Below are 7,114 nucleotides of genomic sequence, written 5' to 3'. Positions count from 1 at the left end.
GCACAACCGGTGCCGGCGGCGTCTACGACCTGGCCTTGAATCTTGCAGGAAACCTCCATGAACATGTCGTTCATCTGGCCACCGAGGAGGGTGACAGCTGCGATGATGACGACGGCGATGAGGGCAACCATGATGCCGTACTCAACGGCGGTGGCGCCGGTCTCGTCGCGGGAAGCGCGAGCCTTGACCGTATTTGCGAAAGATACGAGGTGAGACAGCATTTGGGGTTCTCCTGTGTACGAGATGGTGTGGCTGGCGTTCACCAGCTCTGAGAAAAAAGTTAGCAGTGGAAAACCCCGTTATTACCCGGCTTGAACCAATCCTGCGCGAACCCTAACCGTGGACCGTTTTCCTGCGCTCTTTCTTGCGTCTTTCTTGCGCTTACGTGCCGCTTTCCGCGGACTGCAATCGCCCGTCGTGCAGCTCCAGAACCCGGTCCGCACGCTGCACCAGCAACGGATCATGGGTGGTCACAATGGCCGCCACCCGATGGCTGCGCACCAGATCGCTCACCAGATCCATCATGGCGCCGGCGGTCACGCTGTCGAGCTGCCCGGTGGGTTCGTCGGCGATCAGCACCTTCGGCCGGTTCGCCAGAGCCCTCGCCAGCCCCACCCGCTGCTGCTGGCCACCCGAAAGCTCCGCCGGCCGCTGGTGACGATGCCGTGCCAGGCCCACGAGTTCCAGCAGCTCATCCACCCGGTTCTGCCGCTCCGCGGGACGCATACCGACAAGGCGCATCGGCACCTCGACGTTCTCCGCCGCGCTGAGGATCGGGATCAGTCCGAAGGACTGGAACACAAACCCGAGGTGCGTCTGCCGCAGCACCACCCGATCGGACTCCCGCATCGCCGTCAGCTCGAGATCCCCCACGAACACGCTCCCGCTGTCCGGCTCATCGAGCCCGCCGATGCAGTTCAGCAGCGTCGTCTTCCCGGATCCGGAAGGCCCCTTCACCACCAACAATTCGCCGGCCTGCACGGACAGCGAAACGTCCGTGCAGGCGCGCACTGCGCTTTCACCGGCGCCATAAGTCTTCGTCACCCCGACCGCCCGCAGCGCAGGAGCAGCCACGCTCATCGGGCTTCCTCCGAATCAGTCCGGGTGTCCGCCGGCGTCACGCGCACATGATCCGGCTCCAACCCCAACCGCACCCGGTCCTTCATGTCCAGACTCTCCATGAACTCCTGCGGCAGCTGCAGCCTCCCAACCCTGTCGATCACCGCAAACTCCTCGGCAATCAGGTGCTCATCGCCGTCGTTATTCAGGCCGGTCCGGCGCAGGGTCTCCGTGGAGCAGCGGCCGTCACGGATCTGCACCGTGCGCTTCACATGCCCGGACACGGTGGGATCATGCGTGACGATCAGCGTGGTGGTGCCCAGTTCCTCGTTCACCCGCCGCATTGCCTCGAGCACCTCGGCGGAGGTGTGCTCGTCCAGCTCGCCGGTCGGCTCGTCCGCCAGAATCACCTTCGGCTGGTTGGACAGTGCGACGGCGAGAGCCACCCGCTGCTGCTCCCCGCCGGACATTTCTCCCGGACGGCGGTCCCGGCAGTGCGCCACACCGGTCAGCTCGAGCAGCTCAGCGACGCGCGCGTCCGGATTCCTCCGCCCGGTGATCGCCAGAGGCAGCGCCACGTTTTCCGCAGCGGTCAGGTACGGCAGCAGGTTCCGCGGCGTCTGCTGCCAGATGAACCCGACGGTTTCCCGCTGATACCGCGAGCGTTCCCTGCGGCTGAGTCCCAGCAGGTCGACGCCAGCCACCTGGGCCTTCCCCGCGGTGGGACGGTCCAGCCCGGAGAGGAGGGTGAGCAGCGTCGACTTCCCGGACCCGGACGCACCGACGACTGCGGTCATCTCACCCGGCATCACCGTCAGGTTCAGACCCTGGAGGGCCTGCACCTCAATGCCTTCCCCCTTGAAGATCCGCACTACGTCCTCGCACAGGATGTGCGGCTGCGTACTGGTCATCATCGTGCCCACCTCAGATATCCGTTCCACCAAGAACCGCTGCCAATCGCTGCCGCCTGCCGGCAGTAACCGCGCCAACAACCGACGCCGCCACCACCAACAGGAATCCCGCCATCAACCCCAGAAGCAGCCCCGGGTGCAGGGCCAGCGCGGGCTCTTCGCTTCCGCCGGTGAATGCCGACAGGTTGAGTGCGCCCAGAATCACGAACGGCAGCAACAACCCCAGCGCCGTCCCCGCCAGCATCGCGGCGCCGGTCATCGGCCCAAGCTCCCAAAGCGTCAGCGCACCATCCCGCCGCTGTGGAAACCCGAGCGTGCGCAAAAGGGCGATCAGCCGGTTGCGCGCCGGCGTATTCGCCACCGCCGTCATGACGACCGTCAGCGAGCACAGGACGGCCATTGCTCCAATAACAACCCACAAACCAAGCTGCAGCCCCCTCCCGGACGCGGACGCCAGAACCCGCTCAACCTGTTCACCCGGCGTCTGCTGCAGGACCGGCCCGCTGGCAATGTCGGCGACAGTATCCGTCACCCAACCGGCGTCGTCGTGCAGGTCCACCAAAAGTACTGACGGCTCGAACGTCCGCTCCTCCACAGCGCCGACCGCTGCCTCGTCAACCAGCGCCCACGCGGTGGTGGAGGAGAACACCACCTCCGCCGGGCCGGTTCCCACTACCTCCGCCTCCACGGACATACCGCGATAGCGCAGCTCAAGAGTGGTGCCCTCCTCGAGGTCCAGCGCCGGTGACACCACCACGGGCAATGCGTCCCCAGATGCGCGCTCCGAGAGGGCGTTCAACAGGTCCGCAGGAAACGCGCCGGAGAGGCCCTCCTGCACTGCCAACAGGGCATCAGGGCTGACGGCGTGGAGGTCGACGTCCTTCGTCTGGCGCCCGCCCGTCTCCGTCCGGAGCCTCCCCAGATCGGTCACCGCCGCTACCGACGCGACTCCCTCCACCGACCGGATCTGCTCCACCTGTTCCCCATTGAACGGCGGCCCCTGGATCCGCAGGTCCGCACCGACGCGGGCCTCCGCCGCAGCCGTGACGCCCTCACGGAACGTGGACAGCAGCACACCGGAGAGGAGAACGACGGCGAGCCCCACCACCAGCGCGAGCACCGGCACCAGCCCGACGCCGGGCGACCGCACCGCACGCGATGCCCCGAGGAACCCCACCAGCCCCGGACTCCGCCGCCGGACCCGCGCAAACCACTCGAGTGGCAGCGGATACAGCCGCAGCACCAGCACGCCGACGGCCAGCGCAATAAGCAGCGGCGTCGCCGACAGCAGCGGATCCGCTTCCCCGTACTCCAGGGACCCCTGCACCAGTCCTCGCCCGGCGAGCAGAATGGTCGCGATTACAGCCAGCACGACGACGGCGGCCTCCGCACTCACGCGCCACCGGTTACGTGCTGAGGAGGTAAGGTCCTGCCGGGTCTGCACCTCCGGACGGTGCTGCACCGCCATCAGCACCGCGGGCAGGAAAGCCGCCAGCACCGGCCAGAGAAGATGCGCCGGTGAGAACGGCACCGGTACTAACAGGAACGCCGCCAGGGCACCGAGCGCCGCGGCCGGGACGCCGATGAGAAGCCCGTCGAGTGCCAGGGCACCGCGCAACTGCAGGTCACCCGCTCCCCGTGCCGAGGCGAGGGCCAGGGCGCCCCGCCGTCGTTCGAGGAGAAGCCGTACCGCGAGGGCCGCGGTGGCCAGGCAGACGCCCAGCGGCCCGGACGCAAGGAGCGCCAGGATCTGGTGGGTGGACGCGGCCCGCTGGGTAGCGTCCGCCATGGCGGCAGGCGTTTCCGAGCCGAACACCACCGTGGGTCCGGGAGAAACGGCGGACGGAACGTGCTGCGGGGTACCGAGGAATTCGCGCAGCTGGGCTGCCGTCCGCCCGGCGGTGCCCGCGGTGAGGGTATCGGTGGAGACCGGATACCAGTAGGACGTCTGCACGTGGTCGACAGCCGGCGCGAGGAAGGGAAAGGCTGCGGGGGAGACGAAGGCCGTTGCGTTGACCGCCGTCCCGGTGTCCGGGTTGAAGTCCTCCGCCGCCGTGAGCAGCGAGTTGTTGAGGCTCCAGTAGGGCGAACCGGGGTCCTTCGCAGCATAGGTTCCGCTGAGGACCACGGGCTGTTCCCGAACTTCCCGGCTGTCCCCGTCAGGGGATCCGCGCAGGAGGACTGTGATGTTCCGTTCCTCGCCCACCTGCCACCCGGCGGACTCCGCGGAGGCCTGCGACAGTAGGATGTCCACGGGCTCCTGTCCGTACTCCTCCGGCGGCGGCCCGGGAAGCTCACCTTCAATGAGCTCGAGGTGCTCAAGCGCCTGCATATCGGCCGCGTAGTTCAGTATCAGTTCGCGGATGCCCTCCGGCAGGGGCGTGACCCGGGAGCCGACTCCGGTTGCGAGCCAGCGACCCTCTCCGAGGACGGAGGCGAGTGGCTGGGCGAGGCCCTCCCGGATGTCGGTAAGGGCATCGGCCGTGCGGCCGCCCTCGTCGGGTTCGGTGAAGGTGTGGCTGAAGTCCTCCGTGGGTGGGAAGGCGGAGCTGAACGCGCGGACCGCCTGCTGCGACCCGGCCAACTCCGCCACGGACTCACGCAGATCCGCCGTGTACATGGCGTCCACCGCCCGCGGCCACGCGCACAGCAACGCGGACACCACCAGCACAATGGACGCCAGCAGCACCGACGGCCACCGGGAGTGCCGGAACTGGCGGTGCAGCAGCCGGTACAGGGTCACGGCGCCTCCACCGCCACCGCCGGAGCGAGCGCCTGACGCCTGACGCGCTCGCCGTAGAACCAGGCTGCGAGCACCAGGATCAGCACCTGGGCGGCGAGCACGCCCAGCAGCGGCAGCGCAGCGATGGACAACGGCGCCTGAAGGGCCTCCGAGGCGTTCACCACCACCGCCTGAGCGAGCAGCGGCACGGTCAGCGCCGCCACTCCCAGCCCGGCCAGCAACCCCAGTACGACGGCGGCACCGCCGACACCGAGCACCTCCCACCGGCGCCCGCGCACCTGGTCGCGCGCCTGCATGCCGAGCGCTCGCAGGACGGCCACCTCGGAGCGCCGGGACTGCACGAGTGTCAGAAGGTTCGCGGCCAGGGCGGCGCCGCCGATCAGCAGCGCGCCGAGGGCCCCGATCCACAGCGATACCGGAGCCGGCGCCAGGAACCGTCCAGTGAGGCTGTTGTCCGCGGTGGAGACCATGGCGCCCGGCCCGGCGAGTTGCGCGGCTGATGCGGCAGTGGCGTCCCGGTCGGTCGAGGAGAGCCAGATTTCCCCGGCCCGGGGAGGCGCGGGGGAGACGGCCAGGGACGCGTGACTGTAGGCCTGCAGGTCAACCAGCGCCGCCGAACTGTCCGTGGTCCCGGGAAGGACGGGGGCTGCCGCGGTTACAACGCCGTCGATCTGCACGCCTCCGGGACGCAGCGAGACCGGATCCCCGACAGCCAGGTCGAGATCCGCCAGCAGCCCTTCGGTGAGCGCCACGGGAAGCGGCGCCCCGGTCCCGGCCAGCAGGCGCGCCTGCACGGTGCCGGTAGCCGAACCCTCCGCGGGGAAACGCACGCCCACCCCCTCATCGAGCGGCTCAATCCCGGAGGGCCCTGCACCGAAAGCGCCCGGCGCGAGCCCGAGGGTCGGATCCTCGATGAATCGACCCTGACCGTTCCCGATCCCGCCGTCGCTGGAGACACCGGTGAGCTCCAGCTCGTACCCGCGTTCATCGGTCGACGGCTCGAGGCTGAGGTCAACTGCAACCAGCGCCGCCGGGCGCAGCCCCTCCGGGAGCGCAAAGGACAGCGAATGGGCCTGGTCACCGGAGCCGGACAGTGCCAAAGTTCCTGCAGGAACGGGCACAAGGTCTCCGACCTCCGTCCGGATCCAGGCGGTGACGGAGGCTGCGCGGGAGGTGGCGCCGTCGTCGGCTGTTCTTCCATCCTGGGGGGTGCCTCTTGAGGTGAACTGCATTCGCACCTGGGTTGCGGAGGGCGTCAGGGTCAGCGCAGGTTCGGGCGCCGGCGGCTCAAAGGCGAGAGCGGCGGAGAGCCCGTCCACGTCCAGCAGGCTGCGGCCGTCGGCGAGGAGGCCGGGCAGTGCCGCCGCATCGACCGCAAGCAGGGGAGCGTTGATGGAGGCCAGCCGTGCTTCGCTCCGGAACGCGAGCGACCCTGCCGTCACGGCACCCCCGTTCGTGTAGGGGACCAGCGAGGGAACATCCTCCGCGGAGCGCACCACCTGCGGGCCGGGAAGCGTGAGGCGGATGTCGGAACCGTTGCCGAGCTGCGACGCCGCGTCCTGGGACCGGGTTGTGGTCTGCGCGTAGGCGGCGGTGAACGTCGCGGTGCCCGCCGTGACGGTGATCAGCGCGATCGGAATGATGTAGGACGCTGCCCGTCGCGACACCTGCTGCGCCGCCAGGAGCACTCCGAGCCGGGACCGAGATGCCAGGGATCGCTCGATCCCGCGGGCCAGCCACCCCGTGGCCACCAGAGCCAGCGCCGCACCCGTGAGGAGCAGCAGCGCGGGTGCCGGCGCAGCGAGCGGATTCACCCGCAGTGCGCCGCCGGACTCCACGAGCGGCGACCGGTACAGCAGGAACTGCCAGAGCGAGAGCCCCGTCGCCGCCAGGAGCACTGCGAGCACGCTGAACGATGCAACCCGCGCCGTCCGTGCCGCGTCCCGCTGCGGATTGTGTTCGCGAAGCCCTGCAAGCACCGCGCCGCCCACAAAAACTCCGGCCGTGATTCCCGCGCACAGCAGCGGGACCGTCCAGCTCGCCGCCGCGAACCCGCCCATCCCCTCGACATACCCGGTCTCACCGCCGGTGGACAGCAGCGGTCCCAGGACGACGGCGGCGGCCCACCCGAGCAGGCAACCGCCGACAGCCAGCGGCACTATCTCCAGCGCGGCGACGGCGGCGCGCTGGCCCAGGGCCAGGCCGCGGGCGCCCAGCAGCCGGTCCTCGGCTGCCCGCGTGCCGGCGAGCAGCCGCGTGAACTGGACGACAGTCACGGCGCTCAGGGCAACGAGCACCACGAGCGCAATCGGGAGGACAGCGCTCACAGACTGCGTTGCGTCGGCCGCGGAGGAGAGCACGCCGGCGAGCCCTCCGGACGGAACCACGCCGCCGCTGTTCA

The 7,114-nt window shown here is 69.4% G+C and carries 5 protein-coding genes; all 5 read right to left on the bottom strand.

Annotated elements, in window-relative coordinates:
- Positions 1 to 221: Flp family type IVb pilin (locus X803_RS20260; RefSeq protein ID WP_084033809.1), on the bottom strand; the 221-nt coding region annotated here is incomplete at its 3' end.
- Positions 222 to 381: 160 nt separating this feature from the next.
- On the bottom strand, positions 382 to 1,080 hold the full coding sequence (locus tag X803_RS0114120; protein WP_026545627.1) for an ABC transporter ATP-binding protein: 699 nt from the start codon (positions 1,078 to 1,080) through the stop codon (positions 382 to 384).
- A complete protein-coding gene (locus tag X803_RS20255; RefSeq protein ID WP_253907487.1) occupies positions 1,077 to 1,970 on the bottom strand; it encodes an ABC transporter ATP-binding protein in 894 nt (297 codons plus the stop codon). Before X803_RS20255 ends, X803_RS0114120 begins: the two co-directional genes overlap by 4 nt.
- 13 nt (positions 1,971 to 1,983) lie before the next feature.
- On the bottom strand, positions 1,984 to 4,713 hold the full coding sequence (locus X803_RS0114110; RefSeq protein WP_026545626.1) for an FtsX-like permease family protein: 2,730 nt from the start codon (positions 4,711 to 4,713) through the stop codon (positions 1,984 to 1,986).
- A partial coding sequence (locus X803_RS0114105) for an FtsX-like permease family protein (protein ID WP_026545625.1) occupies positions 4,710 to 7,114 on the bottom strand: 2,405 nt, incomplete at its 5' end. The genes X803_RS0114110 and X803_RS0114105, both read right to left, overlap by 4 nt.

The organism is Arthrobacter sp. 35/47 (genome assembly GCF_000520475.1).
GTDB lineage: Bacteria > Actinomycetota > Actinomycetes > Actinomycetales > Micrococcaceae > Arthrobacter_D > Arthrobacter_D subterraneus.
Note: the sequence above shows the minus strand (reverse complement) of the source record. Positions and strands in the feature narration are given on the sequence as shown.